At 54.3% G+C, this 25,094-nt stretch carries 12 protein-coding genes and 1 pseudogene; 12 read left to right on the top strand and 1 reads right to left on the bottom strand.

All coding sequences use genetic code 11. The features are described from left to right. Window positions 1-4: 4 nt before the first annotated feature. Window positions 5-1,669, bottom strand: coding sequence for an anaerobic glycerol-3-phosphate dehydrogenase subunit A (glpA, locus tag QZ303_RS04155; RefSeq protein WP_295729540.1), 1,665 nt, complete (start codon window positions 1,667-1,669; stop codon window positions 5-7). A 451-nt stretch (window positions 1,670-2,120) separates the two neighbouring features. Between glpA and nifJ the strand changes: the two genes are divergently transcribed. The 12 genes and pseudogenes from nifJ to QZ303_RS04095 all read left to right on the top strand — a co-directional run bounded on the left by nifJ (window position 2,121) and on the right by QZ303_RS04095 (window position 24,623). Further along, window positions 2,121-5,693 carry a pyruvate:ferredoxin (flavodoxin) oxidoreductase gene (gene nifJ / locus QZ303_RS04150; RefSeq protein WP_295729537.1) on the top strand — a complete coding sequence of 1,191 codons (3,573 nt, stop codon included), beginning with the start codon at window positions 2,121-2,123 and terminating at the stop codon, window positions 5,691-5,693. Between the two features lie 308 nt (window positions 5,694-6,001). Then, window positions 6,002-6,541, top strand: coding sequence for a hypothetical protein (locus tag QZ303_RS04145; RefSeq protein ID WP_295729533.1), 540 nt, complete (start codon window positions 6,002-6,004; stop codon window positions 6,539-6,541). A gap of 39 nt (window positions 6,542-6,580) precedes the next feature. Further along, window positions 6,581-9,793 (top strand): annotated as a pseudogene (locus QZ303_RS04140) (tubulin-like doman-containing protein). Between the two features lie 41 nt (window positions 9,794-9,834). Next, complete coding sequence (locus tag QZ303_RS04135; protein ID WP_295729530.1) at window positions 9,835-10,512, top strand: hypothetical protein; 678 nt, start codon at window positions 9,835-9,837, stop codon at window positions 10,510-10,512. A 46-nt stretch (window positions 10,513-10,558) separates the two neighbouring features. Then, the gene (locus QZ303_RS04130; RefSeq protein ID WP_295729528.1) at window positions 10,559-11,707 is read left to right on the top strand and encodes a hypothetical protein; all 1,149 of its coding nucleotides are present in this window, start codon (window positions 10,559-10,561) and stop codon (window positions 11,705-11,707) included. A 38-nt stretch (window positions 11,708-11,745) separates the two neighbouring features. Continuing rightward, a complete protein-coding gene (locus tag QZ303_RS04125) occupies window positions 11,746-12,603 on the top strand; it encodes a hypothetical protein (RefSeq protein ID WP_295729525.1) in 858 nt (285 codons plus the stop codon). A 93-nt stretch (window positions 12,604-12,696) separates the two neighbouring features. After that, entirely contained in the window at window positions 12,697-13,710 is a 1,014-nt protein-coding gene (locus tag QZ303_RS04120) for a hypothetical protein (RefSeq protein ID WP_295729523.1), read from the top strand. Window positions 13,711-13,757: 47 nt separating this feature from the next. Next, window positions 13,758-14,894 (top strand): formylglycine-generating enzyme family protein, encoded by a 1,137-nt coding sequence (locus QZ303_RS04115; RefSeq protein WP_295729521.1) that lies wholly within the window; start codon window positions 13,758-13,760, stop codon window positions 14,892-14,894. A 29-nt stretch (window positions 14,895-14,923) separates the two neighbouring features. Continuing rightward, window positions 14,924-15,928, top strand: coding sequence for a metallophosphoesterase family protein (locus tag QZ303_RS04110; RefSeq protein WP_295729518.1), 1,005 nt, complete (start codon window positions 14,924-14,926; stop codon window positions 15,926-15,928). Between the two features lie 413 nt (window positions 15,929-16,341). Next, window positions 16,342-19,590 (top strand): SusC/RagA family TonB-linked outer membrane protein, encoded by a 3,249-nt coding sequence (locus QZ303_RS04105; protein ID WP_295729515.1) that lies wholly within the window; start codon window positions 16,342-16,344, stop codon window positions 19,588-19,590. A 23-nt stretch (window positions 19,591-19,613) separates the two neighbouring features. Then, complete coding sequence (locus tag QZ303_RS04100) at window positions 19,614-21,419, top strand: SusD/RagB family nutrient-binding outer membrane lipoprotein (protein WP_295729513.1); 1,806 nt, start codon at window positions 19,614-19,616, stop codon at window positions 21,417-21,419. A 177-nt stretch (window positions 21,420-21,596) separates the two neighbouring features. Beyond that, a complete protein-coding gene (locus QZ303_RS04095) occupies window positions 21,597-24,623 on the top strand; it encodes a GEVED domain-containing protein (protein WP_295729512.1) in 3,027 nt (1,008 codons plus the stop codon). The last annotated feature ends 471 nt before the right edge of the window (window positions 24,624-25,094 follow it).

The raw sequence follows: 25,094 nt of genomic DNA, 5'->3' as shown, positions 1-25,094 counted from the left end.
CCGTTTATTTTGTGTCTATCACATCCTCAGGCAGCGCGATCTTGTCGATGCCGCAAACTCCTTCGTAGAGCCACGACATGAACTGGCCTTCCACCAACGTCTCCCCCCACGATACGGGACACATGCCTTTCCATCGTTCGTTGATGAACGACGACAGGTCACGCAACGTGCGTTCGGCACAGTTGTTGGCCTTTACAAGAAGGCCTGCGGCGCGACATGCACACAACTCACCCTGACATGTGCCCATGCCGAGGCGTGTGCGTCGCCTTAGATTGATCAAGTTCTCCACATGCAGATGATCGACGGCATATTTTATCTCCCCGACGCTTACCTGCTCGCACTCGCACACAACGGCCTCATCTTCCAGGCTGTTGAACTCTATCTGCGAGCTGAGTGTGCCGTGGCGGTCCTCAGCCGCCTTCTGTCCGACCGGCAAAGATATGGTGTGGGCGTGATGATGGGTGAATGCCGGCTCCTTGCCATAGCTTCCGTCAAGCTCCGAGCCGGGCAGAGGCGTTTCGGCGGTCGAGCACGCACCGGTACGTCCAAGTTTCTTCATGGCCATGTCGGTGGCCCATTCGGCCATCAGGCGATAGGTCATCAGCTTGCCGCCGGTGATGGTTATCAAGCCTTCCACACCGTCGCGCACCGCATGGTCGAGACACACGATGCCTCGCGATATGGAGCGTCCCGACGGATCGTTGTCGGCGGCTACCAACGGGCGAACCCCGGCATATGCGCGCAATATACGCGTATATGCCAGTGCCGGAGCAATCTTGATACCTTCGCGCAACAGTACGTCGACCTCCTCGGGAGTGACCTCCATATTGTCAATCTGGTCATAAGGCACACGGGAGGATGTGGTGCCGATAAGCGATATAGTGTCGCCCGGCACCAATATGTCGGCGTCGGCGGGCTTGCGACAGCGGTTTATCACAACATTGTTGACCCTGTGGCCGAAAATCAAGAGTGCACCTTTCGCAGGGAACATATTTATTGTTATGCCGGCAAGAGCCGCAATGTTGTGCCCCCATATGCCGCCGGCGTTGATCATAAGGTCGGCGTGCTCGACACGTTCCTCCCCGTTGCGTGTGTCACGAAGCTTAACACCTGTCAGACGATCGCCATCACGCTCAAACGCCACTACCTGATGGTAGGTGAGCACATCGGCGCCGTTCTGCCTGGCCGACACCACATTGGCCACCGTGAGACGGAACGGATCGATTGCCCCGTCCGGTACTTTCACGGCACCGGTGATATAGGGATTGACGGCAGGCTCTATGCGTAATGCCTCACGCGGATCAATGGCCTCTGCCCCGATTCCGGCCTTGTGACAAGCCTCTATGAAAGTCTTTTGATAGTCGAGGTCATCTTCAGGCAGAGTGATAAACAATCCTCCGGTGTCCTCTACGCAATGACGTGCGATGCGCCTCAGGATCATGTTTTCCTTAATACATTCCGCAGCCGACTCACCGTCGGTCACGGCATAGCGGGCACCGCTGTGAAGCAGCCCGTGATTGCGTCCTGTGGCACCGGCGGTAAAATCAAACCGTTCCACAAGGAGCGTCCTAAGGCCACGCATGGCGCAGTCGCGTGCAGTGCCGGCACCGGTTGCTCCGCCGCCTATCACAATCACGTCGTAGCGGGTAGTAACGTTGTTGTTATTCATGACCAAACAGATATATAATTATTTAGGGTTGACAGTCCATCATGCATGATACCGGAGTATCGTGAGTACTTGCAGCTTCTTTCGGAGCGAAGAGCAGAGGCAATTTTAAAGTTTCATCGCAAAAGTAAATATTTTTTCAATGAAAACGAAAATCATTGCACTATTTTTTCGCAACGAGGATATATTTTTTAGATTCCTACCCCTATAAAACATTCCGTCGGCGGAGATTTGTTCAATATGGCGCACGAGATGTCGGATGGGGTTTGATTTGCAACGGGTTCAAATCATTTCATCGTTGTGAAAACACAGTTGCCGCAAGCTCTAAAAAATTTGGTCGGTTCGGCTAAATTGACTAATTTTGCCGCAGACCGGACTGACATTCTCCTCCGTCTCCCCCCGGTCCTCAATATCATCCAACAGATAGAAATTACAATTTCCAATAATTAGAGTTATGAGTAAAGAAAAAAAATTCCTGACCTGTGATGGAAACCAGGCCGCTGCGCATGTGAGCTACATGTTCTCGGAAGTAGCAGCCATATACCCCATCACACCTTCGTCGACAATGGCGGAATATGTCGATGAGTGGGCCGCTGCCGGTCGTAAGAACATCTTTGGCGAGACTGTGCTCGTGCAGGAGATGCAGTCGGAAGCCGGTGCTGCAGGAGCAGTCCATGGATCGCTCCAGGCCGGTGCGCTCACCACTACCTATACAGCATCGCAGGGTTTGCTGCTGATGATCCCCAACATGTATAAGATTGCAGGCGAGCTGCTCCCCTGCGTTTTCCACGTGTCGGCACGTACTCTCGCAAGCCACGCCCTCAGCATCTTCGGCGACCATCAGGACGTCATGTCGGTGCGCCAGACTGGTTTCGCCATGCTGGCTGAAGGCTCGGTGCAGGAAGTGATGGATCTCGCAGGAGTGGCACATCTTTCGACAATAAAGAGCCGCGTGCCTTTCGTCAACTTCTTCGACGGGTTCCGCACCAGCCATGAGATACAGAAAATCGAGGCTCTCGACAACGACGACCTCGCTCCCCTGGTAGACCGCGAGGCCCTCGCCGAGTTCCGTGCCCGCGCTCTCAATCCCGATGCCCCCGTGGCCCGCGGTATGGCCGAGAACCCCGACGTGTTCTTCCAGCATCGCGAGGCATGCAACAAGTATTATGACGCCGTTCCCGCCATAGTAGAGGAATACATGGCCAAGATTTCCGAAATCACCGGACGCAAATACGGCCTGTTCAACTACTACGGTGCAGAGGACGCCGAGCGTGTGATCATCGCCATGGGTTCTGTGACCCAGGCCGCACAGGAGGCTATCGACCATCTCAACGCCAACGGGGAGAAGGTAGGTCTGGTGAGCGTACACCTCTATCGTCCCTTCTCGGCAAAGCACTTCCTTGCCGCAGTCCCCAAGACCGCCAAGAAAATCGCCGTGCTCGACCGCACCAAAGAACCGGGCGCCAACGGAGAGCCTCTTTACCTCGACGTAGTAGACTGCTTCTATGGCGTTGAGAACGCTCCCGTCATCGTAGGCGGCCGCTATGGTCTCGCTTCGAAGGACACCACTCCCGCACAAATCATATCGGTGTTCGAAAATCTCGCACTTCCCGAGCCCAAGAACCACTTCTCGGTAGGTATCGTCGACGACGTGACCTTCCAGTCACTCCCCATGAAGGAAGAGATAGCCCTCGGCGCCGCAGGCACATTCGAGGCCAAGTTCTACGGACTCGGCGCAGACGGTACGGTCGGTGCCAACAAGAACTCCGTCAAGATCATCGGTGACAATACCGACAAATACTGCCAGGCATATTTCTCCTACGACTCCAAGAAGTCTGGAGGCTTCACCTGCTCGCACCTCCGCTTCGGCGACGAGCCTATCCGCTCCACCTACCTGGTGACCACCCCCAACTTCGTGGCTTGCCACGTACAGGCCTACCTCCACATGTATGATGTGACACGCGGCCTGCGCAAGGGTGGAACGTTCCTGCTCAACACCATCTGGGATGCCGATGAGCTGGCCAAGAACCTTCCCGCAAAGGTTAAGCGCTACTTCGCTCAGAACGACATCACCGTATATTATATCAACGCGACCAAGATCGCCCAGGAAATCGGCCTCGGCAACCGCACCAACACCATACTCCAGTCGGCGTTCTTCCGCATCACCGAGGTAATCCCCGTGGATCTCGCAGTAGAGCAGATGAAGAAGTTCATCGTGAAGAGCTACGGCAAGAAGGGACAGGACGTGGTAGACAAGAACTACGCAGCCGTTGACCGTGGCGGTGAATACCACAAGCTCGCCGTTGATCCCGCATGGGCACAGCTTCCCGATGACGCTGCCGCATGCAACAACGACCCCGCTTTCATCAACAACGTGGTGCGTCCTATCAACGCACAGGACGGCGACCTCCTTCCCGTAAGCACGTTCGTCGATTTCACCGACGGCACATGGCAGCAGGGCACAGCAACGTTTGAGAAACGCGGTGTGGCAGCCTTCGTTCCAGAATGGCTCGAAGAGAACTGTATCCAGTGTAACAAGTGCGCCTATGTCTGCCCCCACGCCGCCATCCGTCCGTTCGTCCTCACACCCGAGGAGATGGCAGCTGCTCCCTTCGGCGAGAACGATACGATTCCCGCCATCGGCAAGCAGTTCACAGGCATGCGCTTCATCCAAAGCGTAGACGTGCTCGACTGCCTCGGCTGCTCCAACTGTGTGGATGTCTGCCCCGGCAAGAAGGGAAACAAGGCCCTTGTGATGAAACCTCTCGAGACTCAGCTCCCCGTACAGGCCGAGTGGGATTACTGCGTGGCTTCCGTGAAGTCGAAGCAGAACCTCGTCGACGTGAAAGCCAACGTGAAGAACTCGCAGTTCGCCACCCCGCTCTTCGAATTCTCCGGTGCCTGCTCGGGATGCGGCGAGACACCTTATGTCAAGCTCATCACCCAGCTCTTCGGCAACCGCGAGATCGTGGCCAACGCCACCGGTTGCTCATCGATCTATTCAGGTTCGGTACCCTCGACACCTTACACCACCGACGAGAAAGGACACGGTCCGGCATGGGCCAACAGCCTCTTCGAGGACTTCTGCGAGTTCGGTCTCGGCATGACACTCGCCAACGACAAGCTCCGTGCCCGCGTCGATGCCGACGTGCGCGCCCTGCTCGATTGCCCGACATGCTCCGAAGAGATCAAGTCTCTCGCCACCCAGTGGCTCGACGAGAAAGACAACGCCGACCGCTCACGTGAAATAGCCGATGCCCTCATCCCGCTGATGGAAGCCTGCGGATGCACCGCATGCAAGAAGGTGCTCGAACTCAAGCACTATCTCGTTAAGCGCAGCCAGTGGATCATCGGTGGTGACGGCGCTTCCTACGATATCGGCTTCGGCGGTCTCGACCACGTGATCGCATCGGGCAAAGATGTCAACATCCTCGTGCTCGACACCGAGGTTTACTCCAACACCGGCGGCCAGGCCTCCAAGGCCACACCTCTGGGTGCTATCGCCAAGTTTGCCGCTTCCGGCAAGCGCATCCGCAAGAAGGACCTCGGCCTTATCGCCACCACTTACGGCTACGTATATGTCGCACAGGTGGCTATGGGTGCCGACCAGGCCCAGACCCTCAAGGCTATCCGCGAGGCCGAGGCTTACGACGGTCCTTCGCTGATCATCGCCTACGCTCCCTGTATCAACCACGGCATCAAGGCCGGAATGGGCAAGGCTCAGCAGGAAGAGGCCAACGCGGTCGCTTGCGGCTACTGGCACCTCTGGCGCTACAATCCCGCAGCCGAGATGGAGGGCAAGAACCCCTTCACCCTCGACAGCAAGGAGCCGAACTGGGACGAGTTCGAGGGCTTCCTCAAGGGAGAGGTGCGCTACGCTTCCGTGATGAAGCAGTATCCCACCGAGGCCGCCGAGCTGTTCGCAGCAGCAAAGGCCAACGCCCAGTGGCGCTACAACAACTACAAGCGTCTCGCCCAGCAGCAGTGGGGTGTTGATCCCGAAGTAGAGACACTCGAGAACAAGTAAGTTTACTCATAAACTACTGATATCCGTCGGCGCCGGAATGCTTACATGCATTTCGGCGCCGCTACTTCATAGAGATATACTACTCTTATGTATTATTTGGTATGTATTATTTGGCCTAATACCTGACAAATGACATGCAGCCGGCGGGAAACATCAAAAATTTGAAATCGCAAAGTTAAATTGGCTGGAAAAAGTTGCGGGACTATGAAAAATACTTTAAATTTGCCCATATCTACATCTTCCGACTTTTTCGGCTGTTAACATGACTGCCAGGAAGAACACAACTTACAGTGCAATTCAATCACGCCATGGACACCGTTTGGGCTTTCTTATCTTCTCTTATTACCGGAGTGGGTGCCGCTTTGGCACTGACAACGGCCGTAGCGTTGTTGCTCCACCATATGGCACGCACGTCGTGGTTGGCCAATGGGCTTCTTTCACTTGTGCTCCTTGTGCTGGCATCATTCCAGTTTGTGCTCCTTTTCGGGGCGGAAGCAGTGAAAGGATATGCCGAAACGGCTATGGAAAGCGCCCGGGTGGCATCAATGCTCGCCGACACGCAGAGCATACAGACGCTCGTGGATGAAGTGCCCGGAATGGCCGACTATGTAGAGACCGGACGACAAGGACTTGAGGATGGAGCTGTCACCTTGAAGCAGCTTGTTGATGACGTACTGTCCGGATATATCCTGCGCCGCTGGCTATGGCTCGCAGCCTTCACCGGGGTGACCGTTGCCGCAGGATTCTTAATCCCGTCACGCAGGCGCAGCCGTCGTGACCTGTCTGCCGACACGTACAGGGGTGGAAGCTACTCGTCATCATCATCGGCCTCATCTTTAAATTTTTAGACTTAACACAATAATACCTATATAACACCTACAACCATTATGGCTGATATTCTAATTGGTCTCGGAGGCACCGGAGGAAAGATTCTCAAAGCATTCCGTCAGCGCCTGTGGACAGAATTTGATGCTGCCCAGCGTCGCAACCTACCTATCGGATTCATATATGTAGACAGCGACCGGGCCATGCTCGACGCTTCCGACATCACCTACCAGACAATACACGGAAACTGCGTATTCGAGACTAACGACTTCGTCGATATAAAGACACATAGCAATATCGATGCCATATTCGCCAATCCCAAAGGATATCCGCGACTGACCGGCATACTCGGCAACGTAGGCGCCACACAGTCTGCCGTATGCCCGGTAGGCGCCGCCGCCGACCAGAAGCGCCGTGCCGGGCGTCTGCTCTTCGCATCCAACATCGACGCATACCTCTCGAAACTTGCGAATGCCGTGCAGGAAGTTCAGCAAAAAGAGGTAGGGAGCACAATCAACATACACCTATTCTGCGGCCTTGCAGGCGGCACCGGATCCGGTTCGATAGTAGATGCAATCGCGCAGACGCGCAAATGGATGTTCGAGCACAACATTGCCGAGAAGAACGGATTCACCCTCACCGTGTTCTGCCAGATTCCGGAAGCCAATCCACAGCCCAACTGAGACAACGGACGCTACAAGGCCAACGGCTACGGCGCTCTGCTGGAGCTGAACAACATGTTCACCTCACACTACAATATGGAATGGGGCACACGCGTGTCGACCCCTCCCTACGACGTATCGACGACAGTAGAGACAGGACGCCTTTACCTCACTTATGCCAACCCCACACCCGAGAATGTCAAGAAAGGTGCGATACCCCAGGAGGTCAACATTGCCGGCGGCCTCATACTCTACACAAACCGCAACGACTTCGGATACACCGTCAACGACCCAGTGCAACTTTCCGGGCTGGTAGCCGATTTCGTCTACAGCCGCATCTTCTCGCCCCTCGACCAGATGGGTCAGGAACTGGGACGTTTCTACACTTTCGAGAACCTAAGCAACAATCGCGACGAGTATGACGAGACCGCCGATCCTGAAGAGGGCACACCGATGCCGGTGCGCACACGTGCCATCGGCTCGTTCGGCATCAAACGTATCATCGTGCCGGAAACCGAACTTCAGGAACACATCGCCTACACACTCGGCAGCAGCGCCCTGCTGCAACTTAAATATAACAACTGGAGCAACACTTCCGGATACCGCGAGGAAGCACCTTCGTTCGACGAGGTGACATACGTGCGTGACCCGGGACGCCGAGGCTCGTGGAAACTCACTCCCGAACATCTGCGCCTGAAGCAGCATGTCATCGATTCCGACGAGAAAGAGAAATGGCCCGTAGGTGACTTCGCAAGCTACTGGAATCCATGTGTCGACCGCTGGGCCGAAGCCGCCAAGGGCACACAGCATCCTTTCGACAAGCTCGTCGACCTCTGCCGAGGCGGATATGCCGAAGGTTTTCGCAGCGTGGGCGTGGAGAATTTCTATCGTGACAAGGCACGCAGCCTCGACACATACGCCAAGCAGATAGCCGAAGGCGTGGAGAAATACCTGTTCCGCGAGTGGGCCGACGGACGCATAGCCCTCGTCAGCGTGCGCCACGTCGTGGCCGAACTCGCCAAGCAGATGCGCGAGCAGGCTCTTGACTGCTCGGAGAAAACAATACCCGACCTCGACACCAAAATCAACGAATTCAAAGGCATCATCAACCAGGCAAAGGAAGATGTGCTCAACACCAACATAGTAAAGCGCCAGATCATCTTCGGCAACCGCTTCGAGCGTGCCACACACTATGCCAAGCTGCTCTATTCAGCCATGACGGAGCGTGCAGCCGTCGATATCTTCACGAAGCCCCTTCTGGAGAATCTCGAACAGCGTTTCAACGATCTCAACACACGCCTTATCGGCTTTGAATCGCGCTTCGACGAACTGTACAAGTTCACTAAAGAACGCATGGCCGCACTCAGCGACATGGAGACCCTTGCCGAAGGTGAGAACCGCGACGGAACAGAGACGCTTACCGATCCTATCGTCAAGTTCTACAACCGCAACCGCATGAAGGATCTCGAACGCCGCCTCAATGGTGACCACGACCGCATGAGCACCATCACCGACAGCGTGCGTTCTGCTATCGTCGATGCCCTCAGCAGCGAAGGACGTTTCGCCAACGTCACCAATCTGTCAGAGAACACCATATCAAGCGCATTCCTCGGCCAGGTGTTCGAGACTATCCGCACGTTCCACAATGATCTGCTCGTGGAGCGCACCGAAAAAGTGCTCGACGTGCCCATTCTCGAGCGTCTGCAACACAAGTTCGGAGGTAACGACATGGCTCTCGGACGTTTCGCCCAGGACATCATACAAGCAAGCGGCGCTTTCCTTGAAATCAACCAGAATGAGATTCTTCTGAACAACGCCAACACAGCAGCTCCCGAGGTAGGCAAGAACATCCTCATCAAACGCGTGCTCGTAACCCTTCCGAAAGCAAAGGATCCCGCGCTCATGCAGTTTGCCGATGAACTGAAACGCAAGCTCCAGGGCGCCATCCCCGGCGGCACTGGTGCCTCCGTGGCAGTAAGCACCGAGGGCGCACGACCCAACGAAATAACCGTGATGATTGTCGAGAACTGCTTCCCGATGCGCGCTATCGGCTCGCTGCCAATGCTGAAGGCAGAGTTCGACCGCCTCATCGCCGCCAATCCGTCCAACTCAATCGTGCTAACATCAGAAGGCAAGGCAGAGGACTACAGATCGCTCTCCGCACGTCCGCCAAAAACTCCCGACCAACTGCGTGCCGAAGTGATGCCCTACATGATGCTTGCCCTCGGACTTGGTGCGATACAGTTCGACTCGTCCACTTCCGAGCAATGGGGCGCAGCCGGCGAGCCTGACATATTCGGCAACTCCACCATCGTGCCTTGGGGATACTCCAAGTTCACGGAGATGGCCTATGATGACCGCCTTATCGAGAACCACGCCAAAGAGACCATCCGCATAGCCCGCGAGGCTCTTGCCTCACGCCTTGAGGATGTAGATCCCGCCGCGCTTAAGGCCATACAGGACAAGCTGAAAGAGACCGATGCGGAGTTCATGGCTGTCGTCGGCAAGGTGATGAAGGAGGAGAACCCCACTCCCAAGTCGCGTTACAACGATTTCGTCAATTGGACCATGGAGGCCAAGAAACTCATCGCCACCTACCGTCCCCAACGCTGATTTAACGATTTAACAATAAACTGACATATAAAATTTAAGCAATGGCAAATGTAAAGAAGTATCGTTGCATGAACGTCGGCAACTGCCAGACAGCCAACGAGAACAAGACATTCGAGATAGCAGAGGGCGCGGAGAAGATCTGCCCCGACTGCAAGAAGGATATGATCGTGGAGGTAAAGAGTGGACCCGGCGGTGCCGTCATCGGCGGCATCGTAGGCGGTGTCGTAGTAGTAGCCCTCGCTGTATGCTATTTCCTCGGAGTATTCTCCGGTGAAAAGACCCCCGAGGCCAAAGCAGATCCGAAAGAAAATGTCGTGGAAGTGGTGAAACAGGCCACTACCGACACTGTAGTAGTAGCAGAGACAGCCCAAACCGACACCGTAGCCCCCGTCACCGAGCCTGAATCAGAAGCGAAAGGGGGAAACAAAACCGATGACAACAATGGGGGAACAACCGAGCAGCCGACCAACTATCTCACCGGTTACGCCCTCCCCTACGGACTCTACACAGGTCCGGCGAAGAACGGCCGCCCCAACGGTCCTAACGGCGATGTGAAAGTGACGAAGTCGTACTCGCTCAATCTCCATAACGGACAGCAGTTGCAGCTGAACCCGGGTGACAAGATTTCCCGATGCAAGTTTGTCAACGGCAAACTTGCTTCAGGAATGCTCGAACGTCCCGACGAGACAGCGAGACAGATCACCATCGGTGTGAACTGACAGACAGAGGAATGTCATACGACATCCTCCGGACCTTGATTGACGAATGAAACTTTTCGCCAACATAATTACATTTACACTGACGCTGTCGGCCTTTGGTGGGTCGGCAGCGTTTGGTGCACCTGTATCTTACGACGCAGATTGCCTGGAGCGCATGCTCCGGGCAGTCCCCGGCGTCCCGGATTCCGGAGAATTATCGGAACTTGGCGACACCACCCTACTGCTCGACTTCAAGAAACGGAAAGTGCGCGTCGACATGGCCGCAGGCCGCGTGACGCATGTCGGCTACCGCATGTTTTCCGACAGCCAGCGAGGCTTGATGCCATATCGTCCGGTATTCGACTTTCTGGAACGCTACGCACTCGATGCCGACCTCCCGGGAAAGCGCGTCAAGAGCGTGGAGAAGATGCTCGCCGAGGACCACGTGACATGCTCGAAATCCGGATTCCGGCAGCTCTATCCCGTTGCCACAGACACCACCCTTGCGGTCACTGTGACAAATCTCAACGGAAACCGCTATCGGATAGAATGGATTAAAGACGACAGACCGCTGTACCATATCGAGTTTCCCATCGATTACGATCTACTCCACGGCACATCGATGATTGAAAACGAGCGCCGCCTCGTGGACAATCTCACATCTTTCGTGGATACAGCCCCTCCGGAAGCTGTCGTACCATCCAGAAAGAGACTTGTCCCGATCTACCACAAGAACTACTACATCCTCCCTGGTGAATCATATCTCCTTGACAATCTCACCTCCAACCGATATTTCCGGAAAGAAGAGCATGCCGATTCGCTGTTCGTCCCTATATATTCCGGACACTATCCTCTCGAATCCCTTGCCACCCTCCTGGTGACAGGCGCGATTCCTAACGATTTCACATTCGACATGAAAGTCGATTGCTACAACCCCCTCCCACCAATCACGGTAGCGGTCAACAATGCGCTCGGTTATTTCCGTAGCCACGGCTGCTCGCCATTCTTCGGAGTCGGCGATTTTGCCGACGGGACGGCCACGTGCTATCTCGTGCTCAGAAATGCAGCTGAAGGCTACTGCCACCTGATGCGTATCACCGCCGACGTGTCGCAGCTTGATGAACGACAGGGCCGAATAAAGTGCCGCCTTACCCCATATATACCCATGTCGCGTGTCGCGGCGCTCTTCGGCGAACCTCCGACACCCGACAAATAAAAATAACTCTCTCTTAAAAAGATTTATCAATAACGAATATGAGAATTATCAATCGCCTTTTCTTTTGCATCCTTTCGGCCTGCCTACCGATGCTGATGTCGGCCCAAAGCGAGTCGCAGACAAAAGAGATCAACAAAATCAAGCTTGATCCGGCCTATGTCTTTGCGGAATCGACCATGGAGAATGCCGACGAGGCGCGTGAGACGGTGTGCCTGACCCTCACCAACTTCATGAACGAATACCTGGAGGAGAGTGGAGAGCCGCGCAAGGTGGCCGCCGCCGAACTCGGAGCGATAAAATACATCACCGGAAAGCGCGGCAACGCCAACTACGTATTCGGCTACATCCCCATTTCTGCATTCGCCTCGAACAAACCCGCTCAGGCAGCAGAACCGGCGACACCCGTCCCCACACCCGCCGAGACTCCGGCGCCAGCCATAGCCGAGACGACCGCACCATCCTCGGAGACCGATACATTCTCGCCAGAGGCCGCTGCCGCAGGACTCATGATGCTGGGAATGCTTTTCGGCGACACATTCAGCGACGACCTGTGGGACGACGAACCCGCGCCGATAGAATACCATGCCGCCGAGGGCGACGACAGCCGTGTAGCCGATATGATTTCCGAACTGCTCGAAAGCTCCGACGCCCGCAAAGCCGCCTATCTCCTCAACATCTACAAGACTACCGGCAAACTGCGCGGCTACGGCGCACTCCCCACATGTCGCGACGCGGCAGGAGCATACTGGCTGATAATCAACAACGACGGTTCGATAATCGCCCTGCTCGGCCCCGGTGCCGACGACAACCGCCACGATTACGTGTCGGGAACGACGGGGCATCTCGCATCCTACGGCGGGAAATATGCCGTATGGTTCACCCCACGCAGCAGATAGGACGAGCGACGCACCTGACCGCCGACTGACAAACCACCATACCGAACCGATTTAGAGGTCCTTCTTCATGAAACAAACGTGCAAATATACGATATGAAAAAATACATCTCACTTTTATTTCTTACCCTCGGGCTGGCAGCATCGGCCCAGGGTGCTTATGACTTCAAGCTCGCACCCACCACGGTAAGCCCGGCTGTAAAGTCGGCGATAGAGCAGAACGTGTCACGACTGTTTTCCGCTATAAACACCGCCGCAGCCACCGGCGCCGACATCAACTTCGCCGGCATCGACCTCACCACCGACGCCAAGCAGTCGATAGTGATGACATGGGAAAACGTGCATTTCACCACCGCGCAGGACGACTACGTGGGACAGCTCCTTAAGGAAAAGAATTCCAACGGTTCGATGCGCGGCCTCCAGGTGCGCAACCAACAGGTCGACATGAAGCCGCTCGACGACACCTACGAAGGGCCGCTCGCCCAGGAAGTGGTGCTCGACTTCACTCCGACAGGCAAGCTCGCCGACTTCAACTTCGCGATGGAGAACACGCAGTATCTAACACTCCTGCGCGACGGCGCACGCCTTGGCGATGCCGCCAACCGCATGCAGATCATCAATTGGTGCGAGAAGCTGCGCAACGCCTACTGCCAGAAAGACATACGCATGCTCGACGACCTGTTCAGCGACGATGCCCTCATAATCACCGGACGCGTGGTCACCGACCGTCGCCGCAGCGACATAGCCCTTGCCAACCCCACGAAGGTAGAGTATGTCAAGCAGAACAAGCAGCAATATCTCAGCAAGCTCAAGATCGTGTTCGACCGCCAGAAGCGCGGCGGCTACGTCAATGTGAAGTTCGACGACTACCGCGTTGTGCGCCACGCATCAAAACCTAATTACTACGGAGTGACGCTCCGCCAGCAATGGCACACAAGGGGATACTCCGACGAGGGCATCGTGTTCCTCATATGGGACTTCAATGACGAGGACCATCCAAAAATCCACGTGCGCACGTGGCAGCCTCTCCAGGACACCGCCTTCACCATGGGCGATTTCAAGCTCCCTGAGCCTTCCGAAAACGCATCGTTCACGCTCGACCGCAACTGATTTCCATTTGATTCTCAACGTAATACGTAATAATAGACTTATAACCCATGAAACGTATTGTCACAACATTTCTTGCAACCCTATTCATGATAGCCGGCGCTATGGCGCAGGAACTTATGGTGCGCGAATTCCGGGCAGACCCGTCCGACCTCAGCGCCGTCGTCCACCAGGTATCCGATGCCAACGGCAACCCATGCGCCCTCGTGCGACTTGGCCTCGCAGTGCCCGAAGCGTCATTCGAAGGCGACATCATCAAGTCCGAACCGAAGGAAGGCGAATACTGGATCTACATGCCCGAAGGCTCCAACTGGCTCAATGTAAAGACTTCGCAGTACGTGCCTCTGCGCTACGATTTCCCCGAAGCGGTAAAGGCCAACACCACCTACGTGCTCAACGTCATGCCAAAGCCGCAGGAGAAAAAGGGGCTCGGCGATCTCGTGCCGGTGACACTCCCCGCACGCGCCGGAGCGTCCATCGGAGGTATGGCCACCGACCAGGGACAACCCGTGACCTTCAACATGATAAAAGTCAAATCAGGCATGTACAAAATGGGTGCCACCCCCGAGCAGGGAAGCAACGAGGATGATGAAAAACCGGTGCACTGGGTGACCATCTCCAAGGACTTCTACATCGGGGAGACGGAGGTCACCCAGGAACTCTGGGAATATGTGATGAACTCAAACCCCTCGGTGATAAAAGACCCGCAGCTGCCCGTGACCAATGTCAGCTGGAACGACGCACACGAATTCATCCGCGCCCTCAACCAACTTACCCGTGTCAACTTCCGCCTACCGACAGAGGCCGAATGGGAGTATGCCGCACGTGGGGGCCACAAGACCGGCAACTTCAAGTACAGCGGTGACAACACCGCCGAGGAAGTGGGCTTCTGGTACATCAACAGCTCGTCGCGTCCACAGCCGGTGAAGTCGCTCAAACCAAATGAAATCGGTGTCTACGACATGAGCGGCAACGTCTGGGAACTTTGCGAGGATTATAAGAACGACTATCCTAAGAAAGATGTAGTCGACCAGTTCGGTTCGTCGCCGTCGAAAAACCGCGTGCGCCGAGGCGGCGGATGGGACAGCGAAAGCGTAGATCATCTCCGCAACGCATACCGCCGTCGTGTAGAGGAGAACATGCGCGAACGTTCCACCGGTTTCCGTCTCGTACTCACCACCGACTGATTTTAAACCGTCAATAGGATATCAAACATATGATCCGTCATCCGTTAGCCATCATCCTGTCCGTGGCCATGCTGTTGGCATGTTTCATCCCCGCTGCCGCCCAAGTGCAGTCGTCACTGCGTTTCAATCCGGAAGGAAAGCTTAAGATAGTGCAATTCACCGACATACACTACAAGCATGGCAAAAAGGCCTCGCGGGCGGCCACAGAGATGATGGACGAGGTCCTTGACGCGGAAAATCCCGATTTCGTCATCATCACGGGCGACCTCGTCTATGCCGATGGTGTGGCCGAGGCATTGACAGAACTTACCGAACCGATTACACGCCGGGGACTGCCATGGGCCATGGTATTCGGCAACCACGACGAACAGTTCGACATGACGCTCCCGCAGATGTACGATGCCTTGCAGGTGATGCCCGGATGCATAATGCCGCCCCGCCCCATGGGAGTCGACAGCCCCGACTACGTGATCGACCTGCTCGGAAGCGACGGGTCCGAGCGCCCGGTCGGAGCATTCTATTGCCTCGACAGCCATTCCGGCGCACGTGTGCCGGGGATAGGCAAATATGCATGGTTCACGTACGACCAGATAGGTTGGTACAGGGCGCAGAGCGCCTCACGCACCGAGGCTGCCGGAGCGCCGTTGCCTTCGCTGATGTTCATGCACATACCATTGCAGGAATATGCCGCTGCACAGGGCGACACACGGAACTTCCTTCTCGGCACCAAAGGTGAGGAGATATGTTGCCAGGCCGCCAACAGCGGCATGTTCGCCTCGATAAAGGAGATGGGCGACGTATTCGGTGTGTTCTGCGGCCACGACCACGACAACGACTTCGCCACACAGTTTGCCGGCGTGCTACTTGCCTACGGACGCTATTCCGGGGGCAAGACCGTCTACAACCATCTTGGCAAGAACGGAGCACGCGTAATCGTGCTTTATGAAGGCGAACCGCGGCTCGACACATGGCTGCGGCTTCGCGGAGGCGATGTGATAAATTCAATGCAATTCCCCGTTCATAAGAAAAAATAGTTTACCGGGCAACTCTCCACTCCGGTAAAATATCCGACTACGCGGCGCTGCCGTGTTGCATAGGGTAAAATGCTGATAAGCAATCCATGATGCGACACGGCAGCGTCGCATCTATATGTCATTCCAAGTCGCTGAAACACATATCCCGGTTTTATCCGGAATATCCTCCTGCAAAAAATAAGTCAAACCATAATTCATAAAAAATTTACTATCAAAATGCACATTTTTAAAAATATTATTTAACATGTAGACTTAATTCGGTTAATTAACGTTAAAAAGAATAGGGGGGGTGAAATTTCGTTAAAAATTTTATCTTATATTTGCAGACATCAAGTGAACAACTCCGGACTTTCCCGAGGGAAAACACTAAACATTTTAAATTCCAATATTAATTATCACATAACTTAAATCGCATGATAAAACGTCTGCTTATTTCTGCGTTAATGCTGCTTCCCCTCATCGGTTGGGCTCAGGATGCCATCACCGCAACGGGAACTGTCTACGATGGAACTGATGAACCGTTGATTGGCGTCAGTGTGATGGTAAAAGGTACATCAAACGGAACGGCTACCGACATCGACGGTAATTTCTCCATCAAACTCAACAAGGGAAACACCCTTGTGTTCAGCTATATCGGCTACGCTACCCAGGAAATCAAAGTTGAAAACGGCACTCCGCTGCACGTGGTTCTGAAAGAGGACAGCCAGCTGCTCGACGAGGTCGTTGTGACCGCCATGGGTATCCAGCGCAAAGAATCATCGCTGACCTACGCCACCCAGGAAATCAAGGGCGACGACCTCATGAAAGTGCAGGATGCCAACTTCGTCAACTCGCTCAACGGCAAGGTGTCAGGTGTCACCATCACCCAGAGCGCAGGCGGTGCGGGCGGTACATCCAAGATCCTTCTCCGAGGCAACAAGTCGGTGATGGGCAACAACAGCCCGCTTATCGTGGTCGACGGCATCCCCATGACAAACCAGGTAGGCAAGGCCGCCGAATCAAACTGGGATGGTGGTAGCGGTCTCGGATACTCCGGCTCATCCGAAGGCGGCGACGCCCTTTCGCTAATCAACCCCGACGACATCGAGAGCATCAACGTGCTCAAAGGCGCCAACGCCGCCGCACTCTACGGCTCGGCTGCCGCCAACGGTGTGCTCATGATCACAACCAAGAAAGGCAAGGAAGGCAAGATCAGCATCACGGTCAACTCCAACGTCACTTTCGACAAGCCCCTCTCTACTCCCGACCTGCAGAGCGTCTACGGCTCATTGGTCACATTGAACTCCAGCGGCGAAGCAAATGGTATGCGCCTCGGAGCATGGGGCAAGAAAATCGGAACATACACCGATGCCGAACTTGCCTACGCAAACGCCAAACTGCGCAACACCACCTCCGACCACGTGGATGACTTCTTCCGCACCGGAACCACATGGAACAACTCCTTCTCTATCTCCGGCGGTACTGAAAAAGTACGTTCATACTTCTCCTACGCCAACTCCAACTCGGAAGGAATGATGCCCAACAACTCCTACAACCGCAACACATTCTCTTTCCGTCAGAACTACAACCTCCTCGACAACAAGCTGAAGATCGACCTCTCGATCAACTATGTCTATGCGAAGAACAAGAACCGTCCCGGCGGTGGCACGGTTATGAACCCGCTCTACGACCTCTACCGTGTGCCCGGCAACGTGGATATGGACTACTACCGCGACAACTATGTCGACTGGAACGGCAAGTGGGAGTCGAACGACATCTCCTATCTTGACAAGACCGGAAAGACCGTGATCGGACGTACGATGCTCGAAGGCCCTCAGCAGCTTTGGGCATACAATGCAGCAGGAAACAACAACCCTTACTGGCTCACCAACATGAACCGCGGACAGCAGACCGAGGAGCGCGTCTATGGATCGGCCGTAATAAGCTACGAGATCATACCCGGACTCATGGTGCAGGGTCGTCTTAACGTCGACCGCTCCAAGTTCCAGGGCGAAACAAGACGCTATGCGACCACCCAGAATGTGGCCCAGATGGAGGACTTCGGTATCTACGGCCAAGACATCTACTCAAGCAACGACTGGTATGTCGACGTGATGGCCAGCTACAACAAGACTTTCGCCGAGGCACTCTCCGTATCCGCATCCACAGGTTGGGTAGGCCACACCGTAAAGGGCACAACACAGAAGATATGGACGCAAGCCACCTACTTCGAGCCGCTCTCGATGCGCAAGATGCCGACCCTCGTCAACTACTTCGACCCCACCGCACGCTGGTCGGGTGGCAACGGGGCTTCCTACGGCCGTTCCTCCAACTGGGACAAGGGCTGGTTCTTCACCGGACAGCTCGGATGGAAAGACATGGTATATCTTGAAGGAAGCTACCGTATCGACTGGTACCGTTCGTTCAAGCAGTTCGCCGACCGTGGCACACCCGACCACTACGGCTATTGGTCGCTCGGCGCAAATACCCTCGTGCACCGCTATCTGAAGCTCCCGGAGGTCATCACCCACCTCAAGCTCCGCGCATCCTACTCCGAAGTAGGTAACTCAATCCCCAACGAGGTGTTCTCGAAAGGCTCTGCCAACCTCGTCACCGGCGCACTGGCCACCTCCACCTACGGCTACTTCGACAATCCACGTCCGGAGAAATCGAAATCGTTCGAAGCGGGCTACGACATCTCGCTCTTCAACAGCACCCTCAACTGGGATCTCACCTACTACGACACCAAGCTAACCAACAGCTACTTCCTCGCAGCCACCACCGGCGGCAAATCGAAACCGGTCAACACCGGCTGCATCCGCAACCGTGGTATAGAGACATCGATCTCCTACAATATCCTTGCCGGACGCGACTGGACATGGAAAACCGGATTCAACGTGGCGTACAACGACAACAAGATTGAAAAGACCTTCAAGGACGAGCAGGGCAACCCCTCCAAGATGGAGCAGCTCATAGCCAACAATTCTATTGCAGTGCGCTATGAAGAGGGCGGCTCATACGGCGACATCTACGCCCTCGACTTCCGCCGCAACGATGACGGCTCGATCTACATCGATCCCCAGGCCGGAACACCTGTAAAAAGCAGCAACTCCTACATTTACCTTGGCAACATGAACTCGAAGTGGAACCTCGGATGGTCCAACACCGTGCGTTGGAAAGACCTCTCGCTCTACTTCCTTATCTCGGGCCGTATCGGCGGCAAGTTCATCTCGCTCACCGAGGCATATCTCGACCAGGCAGGTATCTCGCAGCGCACAGCCGATGCACGTCTCGCCTATGAGGCAAATCCCGAGAAGCTGACATGGGTTTCGTCAGACGGCCAGACCCGCAAGCCCGGTATGATGGCCCACGGCACTCTCGTACCCATCGAGGACTACTACAACACCGTTGGCGGCCAGACAATCGCCTCCGAATATGTCTACGACGCCACCAACTTCCGTCTCGGCGAGGTATCTATAAGCTATACCATGCGCGACCTCTTCCACGGCGCAATCAAGGGCCTTACCCTATCGGCTGTAGGACGCAACCTCTTCTTCATCTACAAGGATTGCCCCTCCGACCCAGACATCGCCCTCTCCACCAAGAACGGCCTCGGTGCATTTGACATCTTCAACATGCCTTCGGCCCGCTCCTACGGTATCAATCTCAAACTTGAGTTCTAATCTCCATCATCAGATTAATCGATATGAAAATCAATATTATAAAATACGCGTTCGCGACACTCCCTCTTGTTGCATTCTCGTCTTGCTTGGACTTCGACACTCCCTCCGACGAGTTCAATAAGGAAAAAGACGTAAACGTACGTCCGGAGCCGCTTCACGGTGACGCCGACAACCTCGAAATCAAGGAAATACCCGCTGAAGTTCAAGAAGGCAGCGAAGGGTATGAAGCTTTCGTTGCTGCAAAAACGAATTTTGCAGCTGCCAAAAACGAAATCAAAAATGATGTAGACATGCTAATTACCGCCCAATACTATCTTATGGGCGGTAAGGACGGCAACCCACCGGCAGAACACCAGTGGCAGTATGTCTACAGCCTGACTACCGATGCCTATGCCGGCTATACAACCTGCGACCAAAGCTGGGGCGGTAGTTTCGAGACCACCTACAGCTACAAGCGCAACTTCTGCGAAGGGCCCCACGGACGGTTCCTCTCAATGAAGAACAACCTCGGAAACCTCCTCAACAACGATGCCACCAACAATCTTGTAGAAATCAAGGCTATCGGCCTGCTGCTGTTTGACATAGCCGCACAGGAGTGCACCGACCTCTATGGCTCTATCGCATACCAGGACCACAAGAGCAACAAAGAGACCAACCCGTTCGCATTCAACGACGGATACACCATCTATACCTCCATCATCAAGAACATCGATGATATAGTTGCCGTATTCGACAACTTCCCCAACCGTCCGCAGTGGTACAAGGATGAGATCAACAGCATCCTCTCGATGAACGACATCATCACCCAGGACAAGCAGATCTCCACATGGAAACGCTTTGCCAACTCCATCAAGCTCCGTATGGCAATGCACCTTGTGAAAGTCGATGCCGCCGAGGCCCAGAGAATAGCGGAAGAGGCTGTTGCATCGGGAGTAGTTGAGGATAAGTCCCAGGAAGTCGGACTGAACTCCACCACCAACTTCTTCAATGCCCATCCGTTGAAAGCAATCATGTCATCATGGAACGACTGCCGCGTAAACGCATCTTTCGTAAGTATTTTATCATCACTTAACCATCCGTACATCCACTATCTGATTGCAAAAAACACCGATAATATTGGAGATGTGGAGAAAAACTCCGGAATCTATGGATTGCGTGCAGGCGTACGCATGCTGAACGGCCAGCAATATTACGCCAATCCCCGTGTGGCCTATTCACAGTTTACCGGTGAAGATTTCGAGTTCATGAACATCTACGCCATGAAATGGGCTGAGGTAGATTTCCTCCGTGCCGAAGGAGCTCTCCGAGGATGGGCCATGGGCGGCACCCCGCAATTCTTCTACGAACGCGGCATCAAGAATGGCGACTGCGGCGACCGCTTCGGATATCCTACAGGAAATTATGAAACATATCTCGACGACTACATGGCCGTAGAGACTCCGACCGCTTACAAGTATGTCGATCCGATGGACTCCAACAACGACATCGAGAGCGTGACCAAAATCGGCGTGAAGTGGAACGACAGCGATGACAGCGAGACCAAACTCGAGAAAATCATCACACAGAAATATATCGCCATATTCCCCTACAGCTACGAAGCCTGGACTGATATGCGTCGTACCGGATATCCCAAGACCTTCCCGGTACTCAATCCCACTCTCGGCGACGGCTCGCTCAACGACGGAGACCTTATCCGCCGCATGCCCCTCCCCCATGGCGACCTCCAGGCCGGACATGACGACATCGCCAACACCGGTATAGCAGCTCTCGGCGGTCCTGACAAGCAGGCTACGCGCGTGTTCTGGGACAAAGAAACCCCAAATTTCTAAACAACCATTCAACAAAGACAAATACATCGATTTGCGGTGTAGGGATGCACCCCGGTGCATCCGCGACAAACCCGAGCGCATGATCCGGAAAGCGAATACACACCCGGTGCATCCCCACATCGTAGATGATATATCTTAAATCTTTTAACCAATTAATTAACCCAATCATCAACCAACATGAAAAGATCTTTTCTTCTAAGTCCGGTGTTCCTGACTCCGTTGATGTTCGCAAGCCCTATGATGGCCCAGGAATCTTCGGAGAGTGTCTACGACCAGTCACCGTGGGCCAACGAGCAGGTACTCGAACTCTTCTCCAAGGCATGGGACCAGGGACGCAACTATCCCACCAAGGCTGAATTCGAAGCTATCGGTCTGACATTCGACCTCGAATTCGTTCGTTCGCACTCACGTCAGCGCCCCACCTACAAGGACGCATCTAAAGACGTGGTTTCCGACATCAACCATGACCGTCTACTCTGGTGCAACCTCCCCGCAGGCTACGGCAAGAATCTCGGCGGATACCCCTCCACAAAATTTGACAACGACGTATTCTCGATGTGGAACTACACCAACATCTTCGGTTCATGGAACTATGGCTTCCTTATGGCTCCAGGCTCATGGGTCGACGCAGCCCACAAGAACGGTACGCGCATCTATGGCGGTATCAAGTTCTTCGAAAGTTGGAACGATGATGGCTCCGAGGGTGCTTTCCAGAAATTCATTTCCACCAAGAACGAGGACGGCTCGTACAAGTATGCACGCGCATTCGTCAATGCTGCCGCATTCTTCGGTTGCGACGGTTACAACTACAATCAAGAAGGCACTACCTGGCGTACAGATGACTGGGTAAACTTCCATGCCGAAGTCAGCAAAATTGCCCGTGAACTTGAGATTGAAGGTTTCGGTATAGGACAATATACCCAGAATGCCGGCGCATCCGAATCATATATGGAATATCTTTACGGTTCAGCCGAGAAAGGCAAGATTTACGACTGCATGCTCAACTACTCAGGCAACAAACTTGCATATCGTACAGTGGCTTCTTCTCTGCAAGCTGTAGAAAAGCACGGGCTGCCACTTGACGGCATCTATCAGGGACAGCTTCTCGTAGGTCTCTCCAATGACTATTGGACTGAGATGAATACTGACGAGAGAAAGGCAATGAATATCTGTATCTGGGGCGAGCATGACCAGAGCCGCTTCTTCCAGTTCCGTGCAGGTTCGGATCCTCTGAATGTACAGTCCAACTACCAGATTCTTCTGGAAAAGGCATTCTCCGGAGCCAACCGCAACCCGCTTAACCGCCCCGCCATCAACAATGCATGGGGTGACTTTGAGGTTGCATCCGCTGAACTTGTGGAAACTCAGCTCAAAAACTCCCCGGGCTTCGCATCCATGTTCCCCGAACGCACCGCTATCGGTGGCAACCTCCCCTTCGAGACACACTTCAACCTCGGTAACGGCGAGGCTTACTTATATAAGGGAAAAGTAGCAGCAGGCTCATGGTACAATATGTCTATGCAGGACATCGTGCCCACCTACCGCTGGCTCGTAACCAAGAAGGGTGACATGAAGTCATATGCCAACGACATCGACGTGCGCTTCACCCACGAGGATGCCTACGTAGGCGGCTCCTGCATCCGTCTTTCCGGCGCTACCGCTTCCGGCAACGACATCGTGCTCTACCGCACAGCCCTCAAGGCTTCTGCAGGCAACGTAAAGGTCAATATCGCAGTCAAGGGCGCTGCAGGCGCTTCCAACCTCGCCGTCATCCTCAAGAAAGAGGGTTCTGACAACTGGATCGAGGTTCCCGTAGGTGAACTCAAAGGCACCACTTGGGAAGCCAAGGAACTCGCCGTAAGCGGACTCGCCAAGGATGACGTGATCGAGTACATCGGTCTCCGCGTTCTCTCTTCCGACGAAGGCTATAAGATGCTCGTAGGCAAACTCAACATCAGCGACGACTTCAAGGTGGCTCCCGCCAATATCAAGGAGAACTCTTTCATCGTAGAGGTAAAGGAAGAGTACACCAAGTCGCTCTCCGTTAAGCTCAACTGGGAGCCTGACCACACCGGCTACAACACATCCATCGACAAGTTCGGCATGGTCTACAACGACGAGGTCAACATCGACCACTTCGAAGTATTCTACAAGGAAGGCAACGATGGCAAGGTAAAGGAAATCGGCCGTACCGCACAGTGGGCCACATATATCGGCAACCTCCCCATCACCCAGGCCACCAATGCTTTCATCGGCGTGCGCGCTGTGTCTGTCGACCTCAAGTCCTATTCTCCCGTACAATGGGTTGAAGTACCCCACTCGGCAGGCGAACTTCCCGAACTCAAGGAAGAGAACCCCTACGGAGATGTCTATATGGCCAACCTCGGCGGACAGACAATTGAAAATATCCTTGCAGGCGTATATTGGGAGAAGATTACCACTACCGGTGCAACCCAGAATCTCAATTACACCGCCGCTACCAATCCCGCTGACGAAAACAACTACTATTTCGCAAAGGATCACGTGTTGAAGGTTGCCCAGGGTCAGGAAATCACAATCACCGCCAAGGGTCTTGACAACTCCAACACAGCCAACTCCGGCAACTCTATGCGCTACGACCTCAGCTACGTCTACATGGACTATGACGGCAACTACTCCTTCGGTGACGCCGACGAGACAGTCGCCCAGTTCGGAGAGAACAAGAAGGGCGTGATGGAAATCATCAATCCGGGCGTTACTTTCACCTTTAAGGTTCCCGCCGACGCACATCGTGGCGTTACCCGCCTGAGAATCGTATCGTCTGACGCATGGGGCGCACACCCCGGCCCGACAGGCGGCGTATGGAAAGGCTGCTGCACCGAATTCCCCGTTGAAATCGTAGGTGACAACGAGAATGACCGTCAGCCCGCCAAGACCTATAAGGACTACCGCGACCAGGGCGAACCCGAGCAGCCCGAAGGCATCAACGGCACATCTTCCGTTGAGAACATCGACGGTGACGTTACCGTATCGACAGTCAAGGTTGTCAACGGTGTGGCTTACTTCACCAACGTCGACAAGGCATGGATCTACGACATGAGCGGACGTTGCGTCAAGTTTGTCAGCGCTGCCGACACCCTCGACCTCGGCGATCTCGCCACAGGCGTTTACGTAGTGAAGATGCAGAACGGCCAGGTGGCACGTTCCGCCAAGATCATGAAATAACGATGACTTCATAATTCCCCGACATGAAATAATCTAAATAGTTATTCATGGCACACCCCAGGACGGGCGGCATCGAAATATTCGGTTCCGCCCGTCCGTTTTTTATTGAATAAGTAACTCGCAAAAATTATTTTATATTTACGACGAGAGAATTTTCGAGCGATTTTTGCTCGATGAAGAGGGAGTGTAGCGAGCTACATGTTATCGCGAAGCGCTTTTGAGCCGGCGAAAAAGACTGATGAAGAGAGCGGAAAGCACCGAAAATTCTCCGGCGGAAATATAAAGCTTTAGAATTTATCATCTGCGAAATAATTTTTGCGAGTTACTTAAAGGTTATACATTTGTACGACCTCTAAAAAATTCCGGCATCCGATTAGGGTAACCTACGGTGTCAGGCGTCATTAATTCAGATTCCGTAATTATTACTGTCCGCTAAACCATAAATCAGAGAGTCCAACATCTTGAAAGGCA

Source organism: uncultured Muribaculum sp., from assembly GCF_910583865.1.
In the GTDB taxonomy this organism is placed as follows: Bacteria; Bacteroidota; Bacteroidia; order Bacteroidales; family Muribaculaceae; genus Muribaculum.
Note: the sequence above shows the minus strand (reverse complement) of the source record. Positions and strands in the feature narration are given on the sequence as shown.

Excerpts from the sequence above, each read along its gene's own strand:
- QZ303_RS04110 (WP_295729518.1), top strand. The coding sequence starts at position 14,924 with ATGATCCGTCATCCGTTAGCCATCATCCTGTCCGTGGCCATGCTGTTG.
- QZ303_RS04130 (WP_295729528.1), top strand. The coding sequence starts at position 10,559 with ATGAAACTTTTCGCCAACATAATTACATTTACACTGACGCTGTCGGCC.
- QZ303_RS04095 (WP_295729512.1), top strand. The coding sequence starts at position 21,597 with ATGAAAAGATCTTTTCTTCTAAGTCCGGTGTTCCTGACTCCGTTGATG.
- QZ303_RS04145 (WP_295729533.1), top strand. The coding sequence starts at position 6,002 with ATGGACACCGTTTGGGCTTTCTTATCTTCTCTTATTACCGGAGTGGGT.
- QZ303_RS04120 (WP_295729523.1), top strand. The coding sequence starts at position 12,697 with ATGAAAAAATACATCTCACTTTTATTTCTTACCCTCGGGCTGGCAGCA.
- QZ303_RS04105 (WP_295729515.1), top strand. The coding sequence starts at position 16,342 with ATGATAAAACGTCTGCTTATTTCTGCGTTAATGCTGCTTCCCCTCATC.
- QZ303_RS04135 (WP_295729530.1), top strand. The coding sequence starts at position 9,835 with ATGGCAAATGTAAAGAAGTATCGTTGCATGAACGTCGGCAACTGCCAG.
- nifJ (WP_295729537.1), top strand. The coding sequence starts at position 2,121 with ATGAGTAAAGAAAAAAAATTCCTGACCTGTGATGGAAACCAGGCCGCT.
- QZ303_RS04100 (WP_295729513.1), top strand. The coding sequence starts at position 19,614 with ATGAAAATCAATATTATAAAATACGCGTTCGCGACACTCCCTCTTGTT.
- QZ303_RS04125 (WP_295729525.1), top strand. The coding sequence starts at position 11,746 with ATGAGAATTATCAATCGCCTTTTCTTTTGCATCCTTTCGGCCTGCCTA.
- QZ303_RS04115 (WP_295729521.1), top strand. The coding sequence starts at position 13,758 with ATGAAACGTATTGTCACAACATTTCTTGCAACCCTATTCATGATAGCC.
- glpA (WP_295729540.1), bottom strand. The coding sequence starts at position 1,669 with ATGAATAACAACAACGTTACTACCCGCTACGACGTGATTGTGATAGGC.